The 23,927-nt window shown below is 72.8% G+C and carries 24 protein-coding genes; 7 read left to right on the top strand and 17 right to left on the bottom strand.

Annotated features, from left to right (window positions below):
* Positions 1 to 79: 79 nt before the first annotated feature.
* On the top strand, positions 80 to 556 hold the full coding sequence (locus AB0K35_RS25325) for a hypothetical protein (protein ID WP_238669859.1): 477 nt from the start codon (positions 80 to 82) through the stop codon (positions 554 to 556).
* A gap of 12 nt (positions 557 to 568) precedes the next feature.
* On the opposite strand, the gene AB0K35_RS25320 is transcribed toward AB0K35_RS25325, so the two are convergent.
* On the bottom strand, positions 569 to 1,552 hold the full coding sequence (locus tag AB0K35_RS25320) for a helix-turn-helix domain-containing protein (protein ID WP_363888085.1): 984 nt from the start codon (positions 1,550 to 1,552) through the stop codon (positions 569 to 571).
* 103 nt (positions 1,553 to 1,655) lie between these two features.
* Between AB0K35_RS25320 and AB0K35_RS25315 the strand changes: the two genes are divergently transcribed.
* A complete protein-coding gene (locus AB0K35_RS25315; RefSeq protein WP_238669861.1) occupies positions 1,656 to 2,231 on the top strand; it encodes a maleylpyruvate isomerase N-terminal domain-containing protein in 576 nt (191 codons plus the stop codon).
* 3 nt (positions 2,232 to 2,234) lie between these two features.
* Here the strand turns inward: AB0K35_RS25315 and AB0K35_RS25310 are convergent, their stop codons facing one another.
* The gene (locus AB0K35_RS25310) at positions 2,235 to 2,774 is read right to left on the bottom strand and encodes a GNAT family N-acetyltransferase (protein WP_363888082.1); all 540 of its coding nucleotides are present in this window, start codon (positions 2,772 to 2,774) and stop codon (positions 2,235 to 2,237) included.
* A gap of 32 nt (positions 2,775 to 2,806) precedes the next feature.
* Positions 2,807 to 3,295, bottom strand: coding sequence for a DUF1992 domain-containing protein (locus tag AB0K35_RS25305; RefSeq protein WP_357363487.1), 489 nt, complete (start codon positions 3,293 to 3,295; stop codon positions 2,807 to 2,809).
* 228 nt (positions 3,296 to 3,523) lie between these two features.
* On the opposite strand from AB0K35_RS25305, the gene AB0K35_RS25300 reads away from it, so the two are divergent.
* On the top strand, positions 3,524 to 4,174 hold the full coding sequence (locus AB0K35_RS25300) for a LysE family translocator (protein ID WP_238669864.1): 651 nt from the start codon (positions 3,524 to 3,526) through the stop codon (positions 4,172 to 4,174).
* Positions 4,175 to 4,183: 9 nt separating this feature from the next.
* On the opposite strand, the gene AB0K35_RS25295 is transcribed toward AB0K35_RS25300, so the two are convergent.
* The 3 genes from AB0K35_RS25295 to AB0K35_RS25285 are packed head-to-tail and all read right to left on the bottom strand — an operon-like array spanning position 4,184 to position 7,048.
* The gene (locus tag AB0K35_RS25295) at positions 4,184 to 5,008 is read right to left on the bottom strand and encodes an SDR family NAD(P)-dependent oxidoreductase (protein ID WP_238669865.1); all 825 of its coding nucleotides are present in this window, start codon (positions 5,006 to 5,008) and stop codon (positions 4,184 to 4,186) included.
* Positions 5,005 to 6,345, bottom strand: a complete 1,341-nt coding sequence (locus tag AB0K35_RS25290; protein ID WP_363888078.1) for an NAD(P)-binding domain-containing protein — start codon at positions 6,343 to 6,345, stop codon at positions 5,005 to 5,007. Before AB0K35_RS25290 ends, AB0K35_RS25295 begins: the two co-directional genes overlap by 4 nt.
* A 55-nt stretch (positions 6,346 to 6,400) precedes the next feature.
* Positions 6,401 to 7,048, bottom strand: a complete 648-nt coding sequence (locus tag AB0K35_RS25285) for a TetR/AcrR family transcriptional regulator (RefSeq protein WP_238669867.1) — start codon at positions 7,046 to 7,048, stop codon at positions 6,401 to 6,403.
* A gap of 57 nt (positions 7,049 to 7,105) precedes the next feature.
* Here AB0K35_RS25285 and AB0K35_RS25280 point away from each other — a divergent pair, with 57 nt between their 5' ends.
* From AB0K35_RS25280 to AB0K35_RS25270, 3 genes are all read left to right on the top strand, one after another.
* Positions 7,106 to 8,464, top strand: coding sequence for an MFS transporter (locus tag AB0K35_RS25280; protein WP_363888075.1), 1,359 nt, complete (start codon positions 7,106 to 7,108; stop codon positions 8,462 to 8,464).
* Between the two features lie 26 nt (positions 8,465 to 8,490).
* Positions 8,491 to 9,645 carry a hypothetical protein gene (locus AB0K35_RS25275; RefSeq protein ID WP_363888072.1) on the top strand — a complete coding sequence of 385 codons (1,155 nt, stop codon included), beginning with the start codon at positions 8,491 to 8,493 and terminating at the stop codon, positions 9,643 to 9,645.
* A 229-nt stretch (positions 9,646 to 9,874) separates the two neighbouring features.
* Complete coding sequence (locus AB0K35_RS25270) at positions 9,875 to 10,216, top strand: RNA polymerase-binding protein RbpA (protein ID WP_091398247.1); 342 nt, start codon at positions 9,875 to 9,877, stop codon at positions 10,214 to 10,216.
* A 72-nt stretch (positions 10,217 to 10,288) separates the two neighbouring features.
* Here AB0K35_RS25270 and AB0K35_RS25265 read toward each other — a convergent pair whose 3' ends face one another.
* The 9 genes from AB0K35_RS25265 to AB0K35_RS25225 all read right to left on the bottom strand — a co-directional run bounded on the left by AB0K35_RS25265 (position 10,289) and on the right by AB0K35_RS25225 (position 20,645).
* The gene (locus AB0K35_RS25265) at positions 10,289 to 10,816 is read right to left on the bottom strand and encodes an FxsA family protein (RefSeq protein ID WP_363888069.1); all 528 of its coding nucleotides are present in this window, start codon (positions 10,814 to 10,816) and stop codon (positions 10,289 to 10,291) included.
* Between the two features lie 92 nt (positions 10,817 to 10,908).
* The gene (locus tag AB0K35_RS25260; protein WP_363888066.1) at positions 10,909 to 11,718 is read right to left on the bottom strand and encodes a polyprenol monophosphomannose synthase; all 810 of its coding nucleotides are present in this window, start codon (positions 11,716 to 11,718) and stop codon (positions 10,909 to 10,911) included.
* 34 nt (positions 11,719 to 11,752) lie between these two features.
* Entirely contained in the window at positions 11,753 to 13,414 is a 1,662-nt protein-coding gene (gene lnt, locus AB0K35_RS25255) for an apolipoprotein N-acyltransferase (protein WP_363888313.1), read from the bottom strand.
* A gap of 521 nt (positions 13,415 to 13,935) precedes the next feature.
* Entirely contained in the window at positions 13,936 to 15,273 is a 1,338-nt protein-coding gene (locus tag AB0K35_RS25250; RefSeq protein ID WP_363888064.1) for a glutamate mutase L, read from the bottom strand.
* Between the two features lie 40 nt (positions 15,274 to 15,313).
* Complete coding sequence (locus AB0K35_RS25245; RefSeq protein ID WP_357363504.1) at positions 15,314 to 15,721, bottom strand: hotdog domain-containing protein; 408 nt, start codon at positions 15,719 to 15,721, stop codon at positions 15,314 to 15,316.
* Positions 15,718 to 16,473 carry an OAM dimerization domain-containing protein gene (locus tag AB0K35_RS25240; protein ID WP_308193543.1) on the bottom strand — a complete coding sequence of 252 codons (756 nt, stop codon included), beginning with the start codon at positions 16,471 to 16,473 and terminating at the stop codon, positions 15,718 to 15,720. The genes AB0K35_RS25245 and AB0K35_RS25240 overlap by 4 nt, the downstream gene beginning before the upstream one ends.
* Positions 16,470 to 18,029, bottom strand: a complete 1,560-nt coding sequence (locus tag AB0K35_RS25235) for a lysine 5,6-aminomutase subunit alpha (protein ID WP_363888061.1) — start codon at positions 18,027 to 18,029, stop codon at positions 16,470 to 16,472. Before AB0K35_RS25235 ends, AB0K35_RS25240 begins: the two co-directional genes overlap by 4 nt.
* Positions 18,026 to 19,591: an amidohydrolase gene (locus tag AB0K35_RS25230; RefSeq protein WP_363888059.1), complete on the bottom strand. Its 1,566-nt coding sequence runs from the start codon at positions 19,589 to 19,591 to the stop codon at positions 18,026 to 18,028. The genes AB0K35_RS25235 and AB0K35_RS25230 overlap by 4 nt, the downstream gene beginning before the upstream one ends.
* Before the next feature lie 4 nt (positions 19,592 to 19,595).
* Positions 19,596 to 20,645 carry a zinc-binding alcohol dehydrogenase gene (locus AB0K35_RS25225; protein ID WP_363888310.1) on the bottom strand — a complete coding sequence of 350 codons (1,050 nt, stop codon included), beginning with the start codon at positions 20,643 to 20,645 and terminating at the stop codon, positions 19,596 to 19,598.
* Between the two features lie 153 nt (positions 20,646 to 20,798).
* On the opposite strand from AB0K35_RS25225, the gene AB0K35_RS25220 reads away from it, so the two are divergent.
* Positions 20,799 to 22,205 (top strand): lysine 2,3-aminomutase, encoded by a 1,407-nt coding sequence (locus AB0K35_RS25220; RefSeq protein ID WP_363888057.1) that lies wholly within the window; start codon positions 20,799 to 20,801, stop codon positions 22,203 to 22,205.
* Positions 22,206 to 22,263: 58 nt separating this feature from the next.
* Here the strand turns inward: AB0K35_RS25220 and AB0K35_RS25215 are convergent, their stop codons facing one another.
* Together AB0K35_RS25215 and AB0K35_RS25210 are read right to left on the bottom strand one after the other, a co-directional pair.
* A complete protein-coding gene (locus tag AB0K35_RS25215) occupies positions 22,264 to 23,322 on the bottom strand; it encodes a hypothetical protein (protein ID WP_363888055.1) in 1,059 nt (352 codons plus the stop codon).
* Positions 23,322 to 23,885 carry an RNA polymerase sigma factor gene (locus tag AB0K35_RS25210; protein ID WP_238670713.1) on the bottom strand — a complete coding sequence of 188 codons (564 nt, stop codon included), beginning with the start codon at positions 23,883 to 23,885 and terminating at the stop codon, positions 23,322 to 23,324. The genes AB0K35_RS25215 and AB0K35_RS25210 overlap by 1 nt, the downstream gene beginning before the upstream one ends.
* Between the last annotated feature and the right edge of the window lie 42 nt (positions 23,886 to 23,927).

The following is a 23,927-nucleotide window of genomic DNA, read 5'->3' as shown; positions in this document are numbered from 1 at the left end:
AGCAGGGCGCCGAGGGGCCCAGCCCTTACGCCGGCGCGGATTTGACCCTCGACCGGGTTGAGGCCCAACCATCGGCGACATGACCGACCACGCGACCGCCGACAGCACAATGACCCGCATCATCGAGGCCGTGCAGCTCGGCCAGAGCGGCGCGCCTGACCGGGCGCGTGAGCTGCTCACCGCCTTGTGGGACGAACTCGGCCCCACCGGCGACGCCCTGCACCGCTGCACCCTGGCGCATTACCTCGCCGACCTTCAGGACACCACCGAGGCGGAGCTGACCTGGGACGAACGTGCCCTGGCCGCCGTGTCCGACCTGACCGACGAACGCGCCCAGCGGTATCTGCCCTCGCTCCAGGTCCAAGCGTTCCTGCCGTCGCTGTACCTCAACCTGGCCGACTGCCACCGCCGCCTGGGCAACGCCGGTGTGGCCCGGGAGCACCTCGCCCGAGCCCGCGAACACCTGCTGCTGCTACCGGACGACCCGTACGGCGAGAGCATCCGCGCCGCGGTCCGGGACTTCGTCGAGGACGATCCGACCGACCGCCGACGGTAGCGGTCGGTCGGGTCACCGGCCCTGGCGTGCGACGCCCGCGCGGTACTCCTGCGGCGAACGTCCGTAGTGGGCACGGAAGAGGCGGCTGAAGTGGGCCTTGTCCGGAAAACCCCAACGGGCGGCGATGGTGTGGATCGGCTGCCGCAGCAGCGGGTTGCCGAGATCACGCCGGCACTGCTCCAGGCGCTTGGTGCGGATGAGTTCGGCAACGGTCGTCGCCTCCGCCTCGAACAGGCGGTGCAGCGACCGCGGCGAGATGTGGTGGGCGGCGGCGACGCTGCGAGGGGTGAGTTCGTCGCTGTCGAGGTGGCGGTCGATGAAATTGACGATCCGGGCCCGCAGTGCGGTGTGCCGCGCCTCCGGTGACAGGGTGTCCTCGATGTCGAGGTACTGAGCGAGCGCGGCAGTGAGCAGGTCCACCGCCACCCCGCCCAGGATCTCGGCCTGGGCCGGCTCGAACTGCTCCGGGTGTGCCGCGATGCTGCGCAGGTGGTGGACCAACAGCCCGCCGACGCCCAGATGCGACGGTATCGGCGTGGCCAGTAGGCGGCGGAGCCGGTCCGAGGCCAGTGGCAGCGCCGCGTGCGGTATCTGCACGGTGATCGTGGTGGCGAGTCCAGGGCCGTCCGCGTAGTGCCGGGCGACGTGCGGCCGCGCGGTGTCCAACAGCGTGAACTGGTTGGCGGCTTCCAGCGTGGACTCGGTGCGGTCCTGGATCAACGTGCTGCGTCCCGTCAGTGGGAGCGCGAGTTGGTACACATCCCCCTCGGCGCGGCGGACGAGTCTCGTCGGCCGGATCGAGTCCAGCGACGGGTAGCGCAGCGAGGTCATCCGAATGCGGCCGAGATCGATTGCCTGCGCGTAGGCCACGAAATTGTCCAGGTGGCCGCTGCTGATGTGCGCTGGCGCCGTCTCCTGGGCGACCAGGGCATACCAGAACGCGAACCGGTCCGCCGGGGGCAACACAGTCGTGTCCACCACCATGTTGGGCAACATTCCGCTCGCCTCCCCCCACATGCGAGGATGGATTCTTGCATGCCTCGATGCCCATTACCCACGACGAGATTCCCACGCCCGGTGCTGCCCGGTGGGTTGGCGAATGTCGGCGGTGACCGGCGCCGACGTGCGGGAGGCGGCCGAGGAGATGACCCGGGTGCTGCTGCCACACCGGGAACGCGACTGGTCGGCGCCGGCCGGCTCGCTGAGCTGGAGCTGCTGGACCACCGCGGCGCACGTCGCGCACGACCTCCTCGCGTACGCGGGGCAGGTCACCGGCCGTCCGGATGACGGCTATCTCCCGTACGACCTGCGGGTCTCCACCGAGGCGAGCCCGACGCAGGTGCTCACAGTGGTGCGGGCCTGCGCCGGTCTGCTCGCCGCCGCCGTCGACGCGGCCCCGTCTGACACGCGCGCCTGGCACTGGGGCCCGTGCGATCCGACCGGGTTCGCCGCCATGGGTGTGGCCGAGACCCTGCTGCACACGTACGACATCACCCTCGGCCTCGGTGTGCGGTGGCAGCCGCCGCAGCGGTTGAGCGCGCTGGTGCTGCACCGACTCTTCCCGGATGCCCCGCCCGGGGCGGTACCCGAGGTGCTGCTCTGGTTGACCGGGCGCGGTGAGCTGCCGGGTCGGGACCGGCGCACGTCCTGGAGTTGGCACGCCAGGGTGGACTGACGACTAAGCGTGCAGCGAGTGCCGGTGGCCGTCGAGCGGGAAGGGCGGCCGGGCCGGCAACACCTCCTGGAACGCGAAGCCGCACTTCTGCGCCACCCGGCAGGACGCGACGTTGTCCACCTGGTGCAGCAGGTCGAGACGGGCCACCTCAGGGAACCGGTCGAACGCCCAGCGGCTCAGCGCGGTGACCGCGCGCGGGGCGACGCCGCGACCGCGTGCCCACGACGCCGTCCAGTAGCCGACCTCCGGGGCCGGGCGCTCCGGCGTGACCCCCTTGAGCACCACGTTGCCCACCAGCCGGTCGCCGTCGGCCTGCTCTTCGATGACGGCGAAGGTGTACCGCCGGCCGTCGGCCCGGTCGCGCAGTGCGCCTTCCAGCCACCGTCGGGCCTCGGCGGCGGTGGTCACCGGGGCTCTGGTCCAGCGGCGCAGGACCGGATCCCGGTACGCCTGCACGAGCTCATCCAGGTCGTCGGCGCACCAGGGACGCAGTGCGACACCCGGCGTCGAGGGTGTGTCGGGCGTCCGCGATTCGATCAGCATCGGCACAGTCTGCCGTGGTCATGGCCGGGGAGTCAGCCCCGACGGCGGCGCCACAGCTGCCACCAGGTGCGGCGCGGGCGCGACGGCTTCACGACGGTCGCCGGTTCGGTGACGGTCGAGGTGAGCTTGGGGCGGGCCCGTTCGGCGCGCCAGCGGCGCACCACGTCCTCGGTGTTCACCGGGCGCACCGCGACCCGGGGACCGTCGTCGGGGAAGCGCAGCCACGACACGATCTGCACGTTCAGCTGCCCCACGAAGTCGCGGACGGACTGCTCGGTGGGCAGGTCACGGACCTCGTCGGGGACCTGCTCGATGCGCCGGCGCAGTTGCAGCGACGTGGGCAGGAGCAGGTCGCTGGGGAGTGCCTCGCGCTCCAGGAAGCTCTTGATCCACCACGCCTCGTCGTACGGCGCCCCCCGACCGGGGATCGGCTTGCCCATGCCGGGCAGGGCGTCGAACTCGCCGCGCTGAACGGCATCCTGGATCTTCGCCTCCACTGACGCTTCCCACGCCTCGGTCACCGTGCGGCACCTCCCTGGCCACCGTAACGCGCCGCCTCCGGCCGGCGACACGCACTTGCCAGGGGTCAGCGCGTCCGCCACGGTGAGCATTCCCGCCGGTGCCGCTGCCGTTGCACCGAACGCGAGTGGATCACCCCGATCGCAGGCCACGGCCTGCCAGGTGGCCCTGGGGTGGGATGTTCATCCCGATTACGGTCGGTGTGAGGACTACCGAGCGGGGGAAGCGTCGTGGTGGGTACTGGTGCACTGCTGGGCATCGCGCTGGTGGCGTTGGGGCTGGTGCTCACGCCCGGCCCGAACATGGTCTATCTGGTGTCGCGCTCCGTGGCGCAGGGCCGTCGTGCCGGGTTGGTCTCACTGCTCGGGGTGGCCGCCGGCTTCGGCGTCTACCTGGCGGCGGCGGTCGCCGGGCTGGCCACCGTCTTCGTCCTGGTGCCGACGCTGTACGCGGTGGTGAAGCTGGCCGGCGCCGGCTACCTGCTCTGGCTGGCCTGGCGGACGCTGCGCCCGGGTGGGCACTCGCCGTTCCGGCCCGCGCCGCTGCCGCCGGACCGGCCCCGGCGGCTGTTCACCATGGGCCTGATCACCAATCTGCTGAACCCGAAGATCGCGATCCTCTACGTGTCGCTGCTCCCGCAGTTCATCGACCCGACGCGGGGGCACCTGGCCACGCAGAGCCTGCTGCTCGGTCTGACCCAGATCGTCGTGGCGCTGAGCGTGAACGCGCTGATCGTGCTGAGCGCCGGCTCGCTGGCCGGGTTCTTCGCCCGCCGACCGGTGTGGTTGCGGGTGCAGCGGTGGGTGACCGGCACCGCGCTCGCGGCGCTGGCCGTGCGCATCGCCGCCGACCGCTCGCGCGCGGCGGTCGCCACGCCCTGACCCGGGCGGTCAGCGGCCCCGGTGGCGGTCGAGCATCCCGGCGGCCAGCGGCGCGGCGTCCAGGTCACCGGCGGCGAGCCGGGCGGCGAGGGTACGGCGTACCAGCCGGTCGGCCAACGCGGGCGCATGCCGGCCGACGGCCATCTCCAGCCGGCCGCGAGCGGTGGTCGCCACGTCCCGGGGCGCCCGCCGGGCGGTGGCGGTCCGCAGGATCGCCGCGACCACCCCTTCGACGGGCTCGGGTCGCGACACCCCCCGCAGGGAAAGCCCAGCCTCGGCGGTGCTGTCGTGGATTGGGGAGGCGACCATGCTCGGGTAGACGACGCTGATACCGACGTGGGTGCCCACCTCGTGGCGCAGCGCGTCGGCGTAGGCGACCACTGCCCGTTTGCTCACCCCGTACGCGGCGGCGAGCGGCAGCGGCAACACCGCCATCCGGCTGGCCACGAAGATCACCCGTCCGCGTGCGGTGACCAACGGCGGCAGCGCGGCGGCGGTGGTGCGCCAGGCGGCGAGGAGGTTGACCTCCAGTTGCCGGCGAACCACCTCGTCGGGCGGCAACTCGGCCGGCGCGGGACCACCGACCCCGGCGTTGTTGATCAGCAGGTCGAGCCCGCCGAGCCGGTCGACGGCGGCCCGAACCGCCACCGGTACGGCGTCGGGGTCGGTCAGGTCGCAGCCCAGCACCGGCACGTCGTCGTCGGGACGGGCGTGCAGGTCGAGCCCCACCACTCGGGCGCCGGCCGCGCTCAGCGCGGCGCCGAGGTGGCGGCCGAAGGTCCCGCTCGCCCCGGTGACCAGCACCCGCCGACCGGCCAGTGATCGGCCGCTCACCGGGGTGCCCCCGTCGAGGGCGCCGCGCCGGAGCGGGCGCGGCGGGCTCCGGCGGTCAACTCCCGGGCCAACTCGGCCAGGTAGACGTCGAAGTCCACCCGCATCGCCGGGCGGCGCTGACCCCAGCGGGCGGTCGCGGCCCGCAGTTCGGCCCGGCAGGCGGCGCGCTGTCGCTCCGGGTCGGGCAGCGCGTACCGGCCGGCGAGGTGCGCCGCGATCAGCTTGGCCTGCGCCTCGACCAGGGGAAACGCGGAACCGGTGGACTGCATCAGCCCGACGAAGCTCAGCCCTGGGGCGTCGGGGTGGAACACGTGCCGGTACAACGGCAGGGTGTCGGCGCCCCCGGCGAGCAGCGCCGGGTCGAGGAACGGGACGTCCACCCGGTAACCGGTGCACCAGATGATCAGATCGACGCTGTCGCTGCGGCCGTCGGTGAACTCCACCCGGTCGCCGTCGAGGGCGGCGACGCCGGGTCGGGCCTCGACGTCACCGTGGGTCAGCCGCGACAGCAACCCGTCGGAGAGCGTCGGGTGGTCCTGTAGGAAGCCGTGCGTCGGCGCGGGTAGCCCGTAACGGGTGGGGTTGCCGACGGTGGCGCTCAGCATCGTCTGGCTGATGCGTTGACGCAGACGCCACGGCAGCCGGCGGGCCAACGCCCCGTTGAGGGTGTCCGAGGGGCGACCCAGCAAATACTTCGGCACCACCCAGACGCCCCGGCGCAGCGACAGCAGGGTGCGGGTGGCGGCGTACGACGCGTCGACGGCGATGTCCATCGCGGAGTTGCCGCCGCCGACGACCAGGACCCGCCTGCCGGCCAACTGTTCCGGGCCCCGGTAGTCGTGGCTGTGGATCTGCTCGGCGGTACAGGTGCCGGGGTAGCCGGGGTCGGGCAGCCGGGGCACCCGGTTGTGCCCGTTGGCGACGACCACCGCGTCGACGGTGACCTCGACCGGGCCGCTCGGGCCGCTGGCGACCACCGTCCAGGTGCCGTTGGGGTGCTGGGTGACCCGCTCGACGGTGTGGCGCAGCCGGATGGTGTCGGCCAGCCCGAAACGCGTGGCGTAGTCGGCGAGGTAACCGGCGACACGACGGTGGTCGGGGTAGTCGGGCCAGTCGGTGGGCATCGGGTGGTCGGCGAACTGGGTGCGACCACGGCTGGTGTTGAGGTGCAGCGTGCGGTACGCGGGCGAGTCGGGCGCCCCGTAGACCCAGAGGCCACCGACCTGCGCGGCGGCCTCGAAGCCCACGGTTGGCACGTCGGCGTCGCGTAGTGCCTTGATCGCGGCGAGGCCGGCGGCGCCGGCCCCGATCACCGCCACCCGCTGTGGTACGCCCATTGCCGCCCCCATTAATCCAACGTCCGATGGATAATCGTCGCGCGGTGGCGGCCCGTCAAGGGGTCGGCGATCCGTACAGCCCGTCGAGCAGGCGGTGCACGAACGCCCGGAACTCGCGCCTTTCCCGAGCGCCGGGCGCGCCGGCGGCCAGCGCCACCACGTGCCCGTGCGTCGCCCACACCAGACTCCGCACGGTGATGTGCGGGGTCGGCTCCGCCAGCGCCCCGGTCGCCGCGGCGGCGGTGAGCAGCTCCGCGACCAGCCGGTACAACGGGTCGGCGTAGCGCTGGTCGAGCTCGGCGTGCCGCTGCGGTTCCAACCAGCGGCGCAGCCACAGCGCTGTGGTCTCGGGGCGGTCCTCCAGGAAGTCGACGAAGACGTCGACCAGCTCGTGCAGGGCCCTCAGCGCCGCATCCGGACCGGCGTCGAGAGCGGCACGGGCCTGCGCGGCGGCCTCGGTCAGCACGTCCCGCTCGGCGGCGAACACCCGGGCGAAGCACGCCTCGTAGAGCGCTGCCTTCGTACCGGTGTGGTGCGCGACAGTGGCGACGTCGACCCCGGCGGCGGCGGCGACCTCCCGCAGCCCGACGGCGTCGAAGCCCCGCTCGGCGAAGAGCGCTGTCGCCGCGGTGAGCACCACCTCGCGGGTCGGCCGGGTCTCGTCGCGGCGGGGCCGGCCCGGGCGGCGGCGGGGCATGGTCATGGCCGCCATTCTGCCCCTAGAATCCAGCAACTGTTGGATTGCGGAGAGGATGCGGCGATGACCGGGCTGGACCGGCGGCCCGCGGCCGCCACCGACGAGACGCTGCCGCGCGGCCCGCTGGCGGGCTTCGCGGCCGGCTCGCTCGGCATGGGTGTCTGGGTGACAGTGCCCGGCCTGCTGCTGCTCTACTTCCTCACCGACGTGCTGGCCGTCGGGCCGTGGCTGGCCGGACTGGCGCTGCTGCTGCCGAAGATCGCCGACGTGCTGCTGCACCCCTGGGTGGGGCACCGCGCCGACGTCGAGCAGACCCGACGCGGCGACCGTCGTCGCCTGCTGCTGCTCGGCTGCGCCCTGCCGGTCGCGTTCGCCGCGCTCTTCGCGGTGCCCGGCGGTCTGACCGGCGCGCCGGCCGCGGCGTGGGTGGCGGTGTTCTTCATCGCCGGCAACCTGCTCTTCGCCGCCTACCAGGTCCCCTACTTGTCCACACCGGCCGACCTGCGCATCGGCTACCACGAACGCACCCGGCTGATGGCGTTCCGGATGGTGGTGCTGACCCTGGGCATCCTGGTCTCCGGGCTGCTGGCCCCACTGCTCACCGGGGGCGACGCCGCGACGCGGGACGGCTACCAGCGGATGGGCGTGGTCCTGGCGGTGGGGATGCTGGCGGCGATGCTGGTCGGTGTCGCCGGCATCGCCCGGCTGCGCGGGTCCGCCCCGGTCAGCACCGCTTCCGGGCACGGCGGGTGGCGGGCGTTGCGCACGGCGCTGCGCGACAGGCAGTTCCGGTGGCTGGTCGCCGCGTACCTGGCGATGTCCACCACCACCCACCTGGTGCTCGCCGGGGTGCCCTACTACGCCGAGTACGAGCTGCGCGCCCCGGGCCTGACCACGGTGCTGGTGGCCGCGTTCGTGGCGCCGGCGCTGCTGGTCACCCCGGCCTGGCTGGTGGTGGCCCGCCGCGTCGGCAAGCAGCGGGCGTTGCTCGGCGCGCAGGGCGCGTTCGCGATCGGCTCGCTGGTGTTGGCGGTGGGCCGACCGGCCGGCCTGCCGGTGCTGGTCGCCGCCGTGGCGGTGCTCGGGGTGGCGTTCGCCGGCATGCAGCTGCTGCCGTTCTCGATGCTGCCCGACGTGATCCGCGCCGCCGGCAACGCCGGCAGCACCGGGGCCGGCACCTACACCGGGGTGTGGACGGCCACCGAGGCCACCGGCGCGGCCCTGGGCCCGTACGCGTACGCGCTGTGCCTGACAGTGGGTGGTTTCGTGGCCTCGACCGCCGGTGAGTCACCGGTGCAGCCGGACGCCGCGCTCGCGGCGGTCCGCTACGGCTTCGGGTTGCTGCCGGCGGTGGCGATGCTCGCGGCGCTGCTGCTGCAACGCCGCTACACCCTGGACGCGACGGCCCGGGCCGCGAGCTGATCGGCCGGCACTAGACTTCGCCCTCGATGGACGCCCAGCCCAGCACCACCGAGACCCGCCCGTGCGCCCACTGTGGAGCGCCGGTGCCGCAGCGTGTCGGCGCGGGTCGACCGTTTCGCTACTGCCGCGACAACGACGGCGCCTGCCAGCGCGCCTCCCGCAACAGCCGGATGCGCCACCGCAACGCCCCCGGTCTGCCCGGGCAGGTGGCCCGCACCTGGGAGGCGGTGGACCGACTCGACCAGATCGTCGAGACGTTGACCGAGTCGCTGCACGCCGAGCTGTCCCCGGTGGGTGTGCAGCGGCAGCTCGCACAGGTCCGCGCGGAGGCCGCCACCGAGATCGCGGCGGCGCAGACTGAACGCGACGAGGCCCGCGACGACGCCGAGACCGCGGCGGCCGACGCGGCGCGCGCCCGCGAGCAGGCCCGCGGGGCCCGCGCCGAGGCTGACGACGCCCGCCAGCGCGCCGAGCTGGCGCAGCGGCAGGTCACCGCCGCCGACGAGCGGGCGCGGCACGCTGAGGCCGCCCGCGACCAGGCGCGCCACGATGCCAGCGCCGCCGAGGCGCTGCGCGCCCAGGCCGAACGCGACCGCGACCAGGCCCGGGCCGAGGCGCGGGACATGCGCACACAGCGTGACGCCGATCGGCAGCGGGTGGCCGACCTGGGCGTGGAACGCGACGCGCTGCGCGCCGAGGCCGAACGGGCCAGCCGCGCCGCCGCCGAGGCGACCGAGCGGGCCGGGCGGTGGCAGGCCGAGGTGCAGGACGTTCGGCGCCAGATCGAGCAGTCGCGCGCCGACGCGGCGCGGACCCGCGCGGAGGCCGCCGACGCCGCCCGGGCGCGCGAGCAGGCCGACCGGGCCCGCGACCGCGCCGAGGTCGCCGCCCGGCAGGCCGACGACGCCCGGCAGGAGGCTGCGGAGTTGGCCGCGCGGCTGCGCGCGGAGGTGGCGGCCCTGGCCGCCCAGCGCGACACGCTCACCGCCGAGCTGACGGTGGCCCGGCAGGCCGCGGCGACCGCCGAGGGTCATCGCACCGCACTGACGGTACGGCTCGACGCCGCCGAGACCGACCGGGACCTGGCCCAGCGGCGGGTGGCGCAGCTCGGCGACCAGGTCAGTGACCTGGCGTTGGCGCTGGCACGCCTCGGCGCTGCCACTCCCGGCGACGCCACCTGATCATCGTGGCGCAACCTTCGGTAGGCTCAGGCGGTTAACCTCCCCGGTGGCAGCGGACACACCGTTGTCCCGACCCGCCCGGGGATCACCTCACCGGGTGAGCGTCCCGGCCGGCTACCCTTGGTCCCGGCCCACCCGTGGACGCCTCACGCCCTCGGGCGGGAATGGCTCGACGGGGACGCACCGTTACACCCAGAAGACCAGCACCACGAACGAGGGGAAGTCGATCATGGGCGAGCGTATGCTGCGCGGAAGCCGCCTTGGCGCGGTGAGCTACGAATCCGACCGCAACACGGAGCTCGCGCCGCGTCAGACCCGCGAGTACCTCTGCGCCAAGGGCCACCAGTTCGAGGTGCCGTTCGCCGTCGACGCCGAGGTCCCGACGACCTGGGAATGCAAGTTCGACGGCAGCGTCGCCCGACTCGTCGACGGCAACGAGCCGGAGCAGAAGAAGGCCAAGCCACCGCGTACCCACTGGGACATGCTTCTGGAGCGGCGTTCCATCGCCGAGCTGGAGGACATCCTGGAGGAGCGCCTGCAGGAGGTTCGGACCCGCCGCGGCCGCGCCTGAGCCGCACGACGCACGATGACGGCGCCCCCGGGGTTATCCCCGGGGGCGCCGTCATGTCTGTCTGGCCTGGTGTCAGTGCCGGCCGGGTTCGACGATCTCGCCCTCGATGGCCCGACCGCCGTCGACCACCACCGGCTGCTCCGGTTGCTCCGGTTGCGGGGCGGGTTGCGGCGCACCTTGGCGCACCCGCACCGTGCGGGGCCCGAACAGGTCACCGGCGACCATCGACGACACCCGCCGCTCAGTGGCGCGGCGCACCCCGGCGCGGGCCAGTCGACGCACCGGCGGCACCAGCAGCAGCAACCCGACCAGCCCGCTGACCAGGCCGGGCGCCGCCAGCAACAGCGTGCCGGCCAGCCCGACGAGCCCGTCGGTCACCTGGCCACCCGGGGGTTGCCCGGCCGCCGCCGCGGCACGGAAACCACGCCAGGCGCGCATCCCCTCGCGGCGCAGCAGCACCAACCCCAGCAGGGACGCGGCGAACACCAGCAACACCGCCGCGCCGAACCCCAGCGCCCGTCCCACGCCGACGAACACCGCCAGCTCCAGCACCACCGCCAGCAACAGGGCCAACGGTACGAACCTCAGTCCTCGGCGCATCTCACCTCATCGCCATTCCTGCGGACACCACGGACGTGTTCCGCTCATCCAGCATGACACGGCCGCGCTCACGGCCACCGTGCCTGACCCGCTCACGGCCACCGCGCCTGGCCGGTGGCGGTGCCGTGCAGGCCCCGGCGTACCGCCTGGCGGCGGTCGCGCACCCCCCAGGCGGTGATCCGCCACAGCGCCTCGGCCACGATCTTCGGGCTCATCTTGCTGTCGCCGCGCTCCCGCTCGGCGAAGGTGATCGGCACCTCCACGATCCGCACCCCGGCCCGGTGCGCCAGCCGCGACAACTCCACCTGGAACGAGTAGCCCTGGGAGGTCACCGACTCCAGGTCGATGGCGTCCAACGCGCTGATCCGGTACACCCGGTAACCGCCGGTGGCGTCCGAGACGGGCATGCCCAACGCCAGGCGCGCGTACAGGTTGCCGCCGCGCGACAGCAACAGCCGCCGCAGCGGCCAGTTGAGCACCCGGGCGCCGTTGGTCCACCGGGAGCCGATCACCACGTCGGCGTCGCGGGCGGCATCCAGCAGCGCCGGCAGGTCCTCCGGGGCGTGGGAGCCGTCCGCGTCCATCTCCACGACCGCCTGGTAGCCACGCTCGCGCGCCCACCCGAACCCGGCCAGGTACGCCGCGCCGAGGCCCTGCTTGCCCTGACGGTGCAGCACCTGCACGTGCGCGTCGCCGTCGGCGAGGGCGTCGGCGATCGCGCCGGTGCCGTCGGGGCTGTTGTCGTCGGCGATGAGGATCTGCACCGCCGGGGCGGCCCGCCGGACCCGGCCCACGATCACGGCGATGTTGTCGGCCTCGTTGTAGGTGGGGATCACCACCAGCACCCGGCCCACCCCGGGCACCTCGTCCGCGCGTCGGATCGTATCGGTCGCCTGGATCACGGTTCCTCCGCTCCCGCCGGCGTACCGGCTGTTGCTATCCGGGCCTGACCCGCTGCCGCCGGCGCAGCACCGCCGCGCCGACCAGGGCCGCCGCGGCGAGCGCGGCGAGCGCCACCTCCGGCCACCAGCCGAGGCGGGTGGCGAGGGTGCGTCCGTCGTCGAGCCGCAACTGCCGCACCACGACCTCCCGGGTGTTGAACCCGGTGGCATCGCTTACCCGCCCGTCGGGTGCGACGAACCCGGACACTCCGACCGTGGAGGCCATCAACGCCGGCCGGCCGTGCTCCACCGCCCGCAACCGCACCATGGCCATCTGCTGGCGGGCCTCCGCCACGTCGAAGGTGGCGTTGTTGGTCTGCACCACAAGCAGTTGCGCGCCGCCGGTGACGGTGTCGCGGACCACCTCGTCGTAGGCGACCTCGAAGCAGATCACGTCACCGAGCACGGTGGTGCCGGCGCGTACCACGCCCGGGGTGCTTCCCGGCACGAAGTCGTTGCGGATCAGGTCGACCTTCTTGCTGACCAACCGGGCCACGTCGCGCAGCGGCACGTACTCGGCGAACGGCACCGGGTGGCGTTTCGTGTACAGCTGGTCGAGGTCCGCGCCGGTGCCGGGGTGCCACAGGATGCCCGCGTTGCGGACCTGCCCGGCGTCGGGGCCCAGCAGCACCGCGCCGACCAGGATCGGCGCGCCGATGGTGTCGGCGGCCTGGGAGATACGCGCACCGGCGGTGGGGTTGCGCAGCGGGTCGATGTCGCTGGAGTTCTCCGGCCACACCACCAGGTCGGGTCGCCGCTGCTGCCCGGCGGCAACCCGACCGGCCAGTTCGATGGTGGCGTCGACGTGGTTGTTGAGCACCGCCTGCCGTTGGGCGTTGAAGTCCAGGCCCAGCCGCGGCACGTTGCCCTGCACGATCGCCACGGTGACGGTGTCGCCGGACCCGGCGGTGGCGACCGGCACCAGCAGACCCCCGACGGTCAGCGCGACCGCCACGACGGCCGGTACGACCACCGGCGTCCACCGCCGCGCCCCAACACCCCCCGCGCGTGCAGGGCCGTCCAGCGGGCCGTCAGCGGCCGGCGCGGCCTCGTCCGGCGCTGTGGTGGGCTCGGGTGCGTGGCGCTGGGCGGTGACCCAGCCCCGCCAGGCGGCGGTGACCAGCAACCCGCCGATGAGGGCCACGACGAAGGTGACCAACGGGGCGCCGCCCAGCGCGGCCAGCCGCAGCAGCGGTGAGCTGTCCTGGCTGAACGCCAACCTGCCCCACGGGAACCCGCCGAACGGGGTGCGGTCGCGCAGCGCCTCCTGCCCGACCCAGAGCAACCCGGTCAGCGCCGGCCACGCCCAACGGGCGCGGTCGACCAGCGGCGACACCCAGGCGGTGGCAGCGCCCAGCAAGGCCAGGTAACCGGCCTGCAGCAGCGACAGCAGCACCCACGGCAGATAGCCGGTGTGCAGGTTCGTCCAGGCCAGCAGTGGGGCGAAGAACGCCACCCCGGTCAGGAAACCCAGGCCGGCGCCGGCGCGCAACCGTCGCCGGTGCGCGGCGGCGGCCAGCAACGCCACCCCGACCGGCGCGAGCGGCCACACCCCGTACGGGGGGAACGCCACCAGCAGGGCCAGCCCGGCGGCCACGGCCAGGGGCACGGCGACCCGCAGCGGCAGCGGCCGACCGGGAACGACCGGCCGGGGCAGCGCCGCCGGGGCGTGCGTCTCGTCCCGGTCCAGGGTCGTCACCGCTTCACCTCGATCACGGGGCGAAGGTTACCTGGCTGGCGGGTGCACCGGCCGCGTCGGGCCGTCGGGCACGAACCGCCCGGCAGACATGAAATCGGGGCGCGGCTCGCGCCGCGCCCCGATGCTCCCAGGCCCTTCCCGGCCGGTGTGGCGAGGATGGGGCACGACGACCTTCGGACCGACCGGACGTGGACTGGCTGCCCCCGCCGGGCCGTTGTCTACTGGCCGTGCACCTCACCCTGCCCGTACACCGGTAACCGCGGCCGGTTCGCGCCGCCCCGCCGACCCCCGCCCGCTGGACCTGGCCGCCGCGACGATGACGCTCAAACATGTCGCTCGGCCAGCGGACGAAGGGACGAAGCGAACAACAGCCGCTTCCCGTGGTAGGACTCAAAGACGGTACGTGCCGACCCCCGTCGGTTGTCAACCCGCAGCCGGCCTGTCGTGTGTTGCGACACGGCGTGTCGGGTCGGCGAGTCTCAATGCATACGCAGATGCTGACGCAGCAGCGCCTGCGCGGCCGCCCTGTGCTCCTCGGCGAGCAGCCCTCCGGCGGCCAACACGTAGTCGGCGTCGACCACCGCCGCGGCGGCGCGCGGCAACGCCCACCCACCGGCGTGGTCGGCCAGGACCGCCGTCAGCACCTGCCCGGACACGTCCGCCGTCGAGTGCCGCAGCACCCCACCGGAGCCCACCAGCATCCGCACGTCGCGCAGGTCCCGCCCGGCCCGCTCACCGGTGGCGGCGCCCCGGGCGTGCCGGCGCAGCGCCACAGTCGCGGCGAGGGTGGCGATGCGCCGGTCCACGGCCCGCTCGACGTCGTCGACGGCCAGGAACGCCGGGTCGGCCGCCCGGCGCGCCGCAGCGGCACCCAGGTCGTCGGCCTCACCGGCGGCGAGCAGACGCTCCTCCACCGCGGCCCGCACCACCCCGGGGGCGCTCCACCGCATGCCCAGGTCGCCCTCCACGGTGCGGGCCCGCCACAGGCTGCCGGCGACCTCCCGGCCCGGCCCGGTGGCTCGCTCGTCGGGCGTGAGCACCGAGTACACGTCGGTGGTGGCCCCACCCACGTCGACCACTGCCAGGTCCCCGCCGAGGGTGTCGGCGAGCACCTCCACACCGGTGAGGACCGCGTCGGGGGTGGCCGCCCGCACCAACCGCGCGAACCGGGCCCCCCTCGACAGTCGTTTACCACCGATGACGTGGCGCAGGAACACCGCCCGGATCGCCGCCCGCGCCGACGCCGGGGCGAGCACCCCGATGCGCGGCAGGACGTTGTCGGCGTCGGTGACCGGCACCCCGGCGTCGCGCAGCAGCCCGGTCACCTGCTCGCGCACGTCGGCGTTGCCCGCGTACACCACGGGCCGGCGCCACCGGGCCCGGGCCAGGCGGGTGGCGTTGTGGGTGACCGTGTCGGCGTCGCCGCCGTCGGTGCCGCCCACGAGCAGCACCACGTCCGGGCGGGCCGCCCGCAACGCCGTCAAATCGGCGGCGCCCAGCCGGCCGGCCGCGACGTGCACCACGTGCGCGCCGGCGGACAACCCGACCCGCCGGCCGGCCTGCGCGGTGACCAGCGGCTCGTAGCCGATTACGGCCAGCCGCAGCCCACCACCGGCCGACGAGCACACGTACCAGGGCACGTCGCGCACGCCGAGCCCGGCGGTGGCCGCCGCGACGGCGGCGTCGAGGCCGTGCAGCACGTCGGTGCCCACTGTGGTGGGCGCCGACGCCGCGCCGGCCAGGACACCGCCGGCCAGGTCCACCACCGCCACCTTCGTGTACGTGGAACCGACGTCGGCGCAGACCGCCAGGGTCACGAGTTTCCCTGTTCGCGACTGCGGGGCTCGCAACCCCGGCTCACTCCTCGCGACTCACGCTGGCGGCGGGGACGACCACGGTGCCGGTCGCGGTGACCGCCACGATCGGCGGGTCCAGGACCTCCGCGGCGGACGCGGAGCGGTCCGGGCGGCCCCGGCACACCACCGCGCAGCTCAACTCCAGGGTGCGGCTGCGGGTGCCCACCCGTGACACCTGGGCGGTGACCTCGACCACGTCCCCGGCGTGGATGGGCGCGTGGAAGCGCACGTCGGTGTACCCGGCGAACAGTCCCTCGTCGCCGTCGGTGCGGATGCACACCTCCGTGGCGACGTCGCCGAACAACCCCAGCGCGTACGCCCCGTCGACGAGGTTGCCGGCGTAGTGGGCGTGCGAGTACGGCACATACCGCCGGTGCGTCACCGTCAACCCGAGCCGTTCGTCGGTCATGCCATCGCCTTCCGTTGCGTGATCAGGGCGTGCACGAGGTAGCTGGCCACCTCGCCGGGCGTGGTGCCCCGACCGAAGATCCGGTCCACGCCCAACTCGTCGGTCATCGACTCGTCGAAGCGGGGGCCACCGACGATCAGCAGCGGGCGCCGCCCCGCCGGCATCGCCTCCCGGAACGCGGCCGACATCTCCCGGGTGTTGTGCAGGTGCGCGTCGCGTTGGGTGACCACCTGCGACACGAGCACCGCGTCGGCCTTCTCCGCCCGGGCGGTCTCCACCAACTCCGGCACGCTGACCTGCGCGCCCATGTTGGTGACCTTCAACTCCCGGTAGTACTCCAGGCCCTTCTCCCCCGCGATGCCCTTGACGTTGAGGATCGCGTCGATGCCCACCGTGTGCGCGTCGGTGCCGATGCACGCCCCGACCACTGACAGCTTGCGCCGCAACCGCTGCTTGATCACCGTGTTGACGTCCTTCGCCGACAGCAACGCGAAGTCCCGTTCCACCACCTGCACGGCGTTGAGGTCGACCAGGTGGTTGACCCGCCCGTAGACGACGAAGAACGTGAACCCGTCGCCCATCGGCTTGGCGTGCACCACCATCGCCGGGTCGATGCCCATCTTGTTGGCCAACTGCACCGCAGCGCCCTCGGCGCGCTTGTCGTGGGTCACCGGCAGGGTGAACGACACCTGCACCATGCCGTCACCGGTGGTGTCCCCGTACGGGCGCACGATCTGCTTCTCCCCGCTCACGCGGCGGCCTCCAGGATGTCGGTGGCCGGGTTGCAGTAGTCGGCCTCGTGCGCGGCGACCCCGTCGAGGCCCTTGCCCCGGTCCGCGGGCCGCTTCATGATCCCGAAGGTGCCCTCGGCGATCGCCGTGAGCAGCGTCTGCTCCCCGATGCGGTCCAGCAGGTCCAGTGCCTCACCGAGGACCTGGTTGGCGCGGCGGCGGATGAACCCGCCCGGCGCCGGCACGAAGTCCTCGTGCAGCCCACCGGCCGCGCCGAGGACGTAACGCACGTTCTGCAGGGCGATGTCCCGGTCGGACAACCACGGCGTCACCACCGCCTCGGTCATCATCCCCACCAGCAGGATGCCCTGACCGGTCAGCGCGCCGGCCAGGTTGAAGAACCCGTCGAGCAGGTTGCCCCGGAACACGTCACCGGTCATGTGCTTCGTCGGCGGCATCCACTTCAACGGCGCGTCGGGGAACAACTCCCGGGCCAGCAACGCGTGCGCCAACTCCAACCGGAACGACTCCGGCACCTCCGGGTTGATCTCGAACGCGTGCCCCAACCCCAACTGCCAGTCCGCCAACCCCGCCTCGTGCGCGAAGAACTCGTTGAGCAGCTGCGACACCGTCACCGTGTGCGCCTCGTCGACAGCGTCGGCGGTGGTCAGGTAGTTGTCCTCACCGGTGTTGATGATGATCCCGGCGCGGGCGTGCACCTGCCGGGAGAACCGCTGGTCGACGAACGTGCGCACCGGGTTGATGTCGCGGAACAGAATCCCGTACATCGAGTCGTTCAACATCATGTCGAGGCGTTCCAGCCCGGCCAGGGTCGCCATCTCCGGCATGCACAGCCCGGAGGCGTAGTTGGTCAACCGCACGTAGCGGCCCACCTCCTTCGACGACTCGTCCAACGCCGCGCGCATCAGCCGGAAGTTCTCCTGGGTGGCGTACGTGCCGGCGAAGCCCTCCCGGGTCGCGCCCTCGGGCACGTAGTCCAGCAGCGACTGCCCGGTGGAACGGATCACCGCGATCACGTCCGCGCCGGCGCGCGCCGCCGCCTGCGCCTGCGGAATGTCCTCATAGATGTCGCCGGTGGCGACGATCAGGTAGATCCACGGCCGCTGCTTCGGGTCACCGTGGCGCTTGATGAGCCGGTCCCGCTCGGCGCGCCGCCGGTCGATGCGCCGAATACCCGCGCCGACGGCCCTGCGCGCCGCCGACCGGGCCGCGGTCGCGGCCCGCCCGGTGGGCTGGGTGAACCGCACCGACCCGGCCGCGGCCTTCTGCGCCAGCAACGTCACGTCGGTGCTGCCCTCACGGACCAGGGCGTCGAACACCGGCACCGCCACCCCGTGACCCAACCCCACGTCCGCGGCGACCGCGTCGACGAGCCGGTTCACCCACGGAATACCGTCTGGGTCGGCGCCGGTCACCCCGGCCAACCGCAGGACCGCCCGCTCCACCGACACCGTGGTGTGGCTGCGCGCCAGGTCCACTACCGGCTGCCCGGCCCGACGCGCCAACTCCCGCGCCCGCGCCACCAGCACCGGATCAAGATCAAGCTTCCCGGTCATGATGACCCTTCCTCATAGATGACCTCACCGCGCAGCACCAGGCGCCGACACACCGGCAGCGGCGTCGGGTCGTCCGCACCCCGCGCCTCCGGGTCCTCGGCCTGCAACACCGGCAGACCCCGCTCCACCCCCGCCGGCGTCGACCACACAGCGAACGTCGCCGGCGCACCCAACGCGAGGACCCCCTCGACGTCCAGGTGCACCGCCCGCCACCCGCCCCGGGTGTGCGCCGCGAACGCCGAACGCACACCCATCCGCTGCGCCGGGTTGTGGTGCGCCACTGCCGCCCGCACCGACCCCCACGGGTCCAGCGGCGTCACCGGCGAATCCGACCCGAACGCCAACGCCACCCCCACCGAGTGCATCGCACCCATCGGGTTCGATTCCAACGACCGGTCCAACCCCAACCGCGTCTCGTACATCCGGCCCGCGCCACCCCACAACCTGTCGAACGCCGGCTGCATGCTCGCCACCACCCCGTACTCCACGAACCGCGCGATCAACGTCTTGCTCATGATCTCCGCATGTTCGATGCGGTGCCGGGCCGCACGCAGCCGCTCCACCCCCAGCGTCCGCGCCGCCGCCGCGAACCCGTCCAGGACGGTGCCGATCGCCGCGTCACCGATGGCGTGGAACCCGCCCTGCATGCCGTGCGCCGCGCAGTCCAACAGGTGATCACGCACCTGCTCGACCGACAGGTACCCGTGCCCACAGCCGTCGCCGTCGCCGTACGGCTGCGACACGTGCGCCGTGCGCGAACCCAACGCCCCGTCGGCGAACAGATCCCCACCGGCGCCGACCGCGCCCAACTCCCGGGCCCGCGCCGCGCCACCCAACTCACCCCAGTACCCGTACACCTCCGGCAACCCCGCGCCGGAGATGCCCAGCAGACCGGTGAAGTCCTCCTCGTCGGAAATCTCCGGACCACCACACTCGTGCACCGCCGCGATCCCCAACGACGCCGCGTGGCCCAGAGCCACCCGCTGCGCCGCGACCCGCTGCGCCCGACTCACCGACGCCTGCGCGGCCGCCCGCACCACGTGGTGCGCGTCGCGCCGCAACCAGCCCGACGCGTCGTACCCGGCCGCCTGCGCCGCCTGCGGGCACGCCGCCAGCAACGCCGACGACACCAACGCCGAGTGGATCGACGCCTGCGACAGGTACACCCGCCGACCACCGGCGGCCCGGTCCAGCGCCGCGGCGTCCGGCAACGTCGGATTTGACCAACCCGACTCGTCCCAGCCGTGCCCGAGCACCACCGCGTCCGCCGGCAGAGCCGCCGCGAACCCCGCCACCGCGTCGAGCAACTGCCCCGCCGAACGCACACCGGACAACGCCAACCCGGACAACGCCAACCCGGTGTCGGTGGTGTGCACGTGCGCGTCGACGAACGCCGGCGTCACCAACGCCCCACCCAGGTCAACCACCCGGTCGGCCGGCGGCGCGTCACCGTCGGTCCCCAACCAGGCAATCCGCCCACCGGACACCAGCAGCGCGGTAGCGCTCGGCTCGGCGGGGCAGTGCAGCACGCCGCCGCGATACAACGTCGAGGGGTTCGTCATGACCTCAGTCTGCCGCGACCCGCGCCGCGAACAGCTGACGCACCCCCGGCTCGGCCCGCAGCAGCCCCAGCGCCAACTCCGCGTGCCCCGGCACGTACCCGTTGCCCACCAGCATCGTCACGTCCGCGGCCAACCCCTCCGCGCCCAACGCCGCGGCGGAGAAGCTCGTCGCCATCGAGAAGAAAATCACCGTGCCGCCGTCTGCGGTGGCCAGCACCGCCCCGTGCTCACAGCCCGGCACGTCCACGCAGACCACCGTCACGTCCGCCGGCACCCCCAGCGCGGTGGTCACCGCCGTGGACAACCCCACCGGGTCGCGCGCATCGGCCAACGCCACCACCGACGCCAGACCGGCGGCCACCAGCGCGTCACGCTCCGCCGCCACCGGCACCACCCCGACGGTACGCGCGGCGCCCGCCCGTCGCGCCGCCGCCAGAGACAACGACCCGCTCTTACCGGCCCCACCGATCACCGCGACCCGCACCGGCGTCGGATCACCGCTACGCCGACGCTCCTCCACGTAGCGCGACACCACCCGGGCGGTCAGCGCGGGCGCCCCGCACACGTCCAGCACCGCGAGGGACAACTGCGGATCCTCGTCGTCGGGCAGCACCGCGGCGATGGAGCGCGCGAACAGGATCGCCCACCCGTCACAGGGCACCTGCTCGCTGCGCCCGTCCCAGCGGGCCAACCCGTCGGTGATCACCAGGGGCGTCAACGTCAACGACACCAGGGTGGCGACCCGCTCCCCCGCCCTGAGCCCCAGCGGGGACCGCCGACCGGCCTCCTCGACAGTGCCGATCAACATCCCGCCCGACCCGGTCACCGGGTTCTGCATCTTCCCCCGGGTCGCGATGATCTCCAGCACCTCGGCACGGACCGCGGCACCGTCCCCGCCGTGCTTCTCCGACAACTGCCGGAAGCTCGCCGCGTCCAGGTTGAGCCGCTGCACCCGGATCCGCACCTCGTTCGGCGCGATCGCCGCAGACGTGTCCAGGCGCCAGGCCGCCTGCGGCAGCACCCCCGCCGGTTGCACGACGCGGTGCAGTCCCACCGGTGACGTCACGCCAACCTCCCCCTGTCAGCCGCCCGAAGCCCCGACCAAGGCTCGCGTAACGGGAAAACTTACGGCAGACTAGTTTCTATACCGAATATTTTCCAGTAGCCTTCGGGCTTCGCTGATCAGCCGCAACACCGAGGAGGGGCCGTGACCCAGACCCAACCGGTTGAGAGCATCCCTCAACCCCGTCACGCCCCGGTCGCCGTACCGACCGCCGGGCAGCCCTACGAGTACCACCGACGCCCCCTGGTCGAACCCGACTGGACCCGCTTCCCCGGCTGGCGCCACGTCACCCGCGACCAGTGGGAATCAGCCCAGTGGCAGCGCGTCAACTGCGTCAAGAACATCAAGCAGCTCCGCGCCGTCTTCGGTGACCTGATCGACGAAACCTTCTACGCCGACCTCGAAGCCGACCAGTTGGCCCTGGCCACCATGTCCATGCTGGTGCCACCACAAATGATCAACACGATGGTGCCGTTCGCGACCCTCACCACCGAGGCGCTGCTCGCCGACCCCATCCGCCGCTACATGATCCCGGTCGCCTCCGACCGACGCACCGACTGGCCATCACACCCCTACGCCAGCCGCGACAGCCTCCACGAGCACGACATGTGGGTCGCCGAAGGGCTCACCCACCGCTACCCCACCAAGGTCCTCGCCGAACTGCTCTCCACCTGCCCCCAGTACTGCGGGCACTGCACCCGGATGGACCTCGTCGGCAACTCCACCCCCGCCGTCGACAAACTCAAACTCACCCTCAAGCCCGTCGACCGCTACGACGCCCACATCGCCTACCTCAAGGCCCACCCCGGCGTCCGCGACGTTGTCGTCTCCGGCGGCGACGTGGCAAACGTCCCCTGGCGCAACCTCGAGTCGTACCTCATGCGCCTGCTGGAACTGGAGACGGTCCGCGACATCCGGCTCGCCACCAAGGCCCTCATGGGCCTCCCCCAGCACTGGCTGCAACCCGACGTCGTCGAAGGCCTGGAACGCGTCGCCCGCACCGCCGCCCGCCGCGGCGTCAACCTCGCCATCCACACCCACGTCAACCACGCCCAGTCGCTCACCCCACTGGTCGCCAAAGCCACCCAGACCGCCCTCGACGTCGGCGTCCGCGACGTCCGCAACCAGGGCGTCCTCATGCGCGGCGTCAACGCCACCACCCCAGAACTGCTCGACCTCTGCTTCGCCCTCCAAGGCGAAGCCGGGATCCTGCCGTACTACTTCTACATGTGCGACATGATCCCCAACGCCGAACACTGGCGGGTCCCGGTCTGGCACGCCCAGCAACTCCAACACGACATCATGGGCTACCTCCCCGGCTACGCCACCCCCCGCATCGTCTGCGACGTCCCCTTCGTCGGCAAGCGCTGGGTGCACATGCTCACCGACTACGACCGTGAGCACGGCATCTCCTACTGGACGAAGAACTACCGCACCTCCATCGAATCCGCCGACCTGGAGGCGCTCAACAAGCGCTACGCCTACTACGACCCGATCGACACCCTGCCCGCCAACGGCCAGCAGTGGTGGAACGACCACCGCGACGACTGACCCACCGACAACGACACCCCCGGGGAGACCACTCCCGGGGGTGTCGCGCACTCCGTGGTCAGGCGCAGCCCAGACCCTGCGAATAGCTGGCCCGCAACGTCCCGGCCGCGATTTCGTCGGCGTACTCCCAGAACACCTCTGGCCAGTCGCCGGCCTTGTTCATGTCCCGCAGCACCCGCCACCCGTGACTGCTCCGCAACGCGTCGGCGGCCCGCCGCACCCCGGCCTCGTCCCCGCTCGCCCTCGCCCGCTGCCACTCCGCGATCCACCCGCAGCCGACCCGGGACGTCACACCCACACCAAAATGGTACGAGTCACTCACGCCGATGTCCTCCAGCGCCGCGACGTCGAACCCGGGCGGCAGCGGCACGTCGGCGAGCACCTTCGCCGCCCGCTCCCCCACCGGCATGACCATCTCCGCCGGAAGAACGGCCAACCAGGTCCGCGCGTCCACCCGGACGATGTCCGCGAGAACCCGAGCGAATTCCTTACGCGACCAGTCCCCGGAGGTCCTCATCTCCACGAACACGTCCTCGCGGGGACGCGTCAGCACCGCAAAATCACTGCCGGAATACTCGAACAGGTCACCCGGCCAGCCATCGACCCGCACCGACTTCGGCCGATTCACCTGGAGTCGATCGGCATAACGACCCGCATAACCGGACGCCGGATACCAGTTCATCTCCAACTCTTGCCCACCCCGGCGAAAACGGATCATGCCCAGCTCCTCGGTGAACCCCGACAGATCAGTCACCTTCCAGCCAGACCGATCGATCAGCAGCCGCGGGTTCCGCGCCGCCGCCGCCAGCGCCAACGGCGAAAAGACGACCCCCTCGGCCGGGGTGACAATCGGAGAAACCCCACCGCCCTCGGCCTGCCCCCGCAACACCATGGAGGCCGGCACGACGCTCATGAGCACCGCTGCCGCCGTCACCACGCCTGCGAAGCGACGCACCCGCAACCGCCGCCGCGCAATACCGGCACCGCCCTCGACCCCCGACTCGGACACGATCTCCTCCAAGAGGGTTCGCTTCACCCCTGCGAGGTCCCCGACGCCACCGAGCCCACCCGGGTCGGCATCCCGAACCAGCCGGTCAACACGCTCATCGCCGCTCATCAGTCCTCCGTACGGGTAGGCGCGGTCAACACATCCAGCACATGTCCGGGAGGCCCCGGGTCGTCACCGACCAACCCCCGCAACCTCGCCCGCGCCCGCGACAACCGGGACCGAACCACGGCGTAACCCACCCCCAGCACCGCAGCCACCTCATGCGGCCGCAGACCCTCCCACACGGTCAGCATCAGCACCTCCCGGTCCACCTCCGCCAGGCCCGCCAACGCCGCCCGAACGGCAAGCCGCTCCGGCACCTCACTCCCCGGATCGGCCACCGAAACGACGAGCTGCTGGCGCAACCGCTCACCGAGGCGCTGCCGCCGAACACCACCACGGTGCTGGTTGGCCAACACCCGCCGGGCCACCCCGTACAGCCACAGCCGAGCCTCACCGCCGTCCGGAATGTCCTGCCGGCGACGCCACGCCACCAGGAAGGTCTCCGCGACGACGTCGGCCGCATCCTCCGGATGCGCGACCCGACGCAACGCGTACGCCAACAACGACTCGAATTCCTCGGCGTAGACCCGCCGGAAGCGGCCCTCGCCCTGCTCTGTCCCTGAGCTCACATCCAGTCCATGTCCGGTGCGACCACAACCGTGACAGCCCAC

Origin of the sequence: Micromonospora sp. NPDC053740 (genome assembly GCF_040677775.1) — a bacterium.
Lineage (GTDB): Bacteria > Actinomycetota > Actinomycetes > Mycobacteriales > Micromonosporaceae > Micromonospora > Micromonospora alfalfae.
Note: the sequence above shows the minus strand (reverse complement) of the source record. Positions and strands in the feature narration are given on the sequence as shown.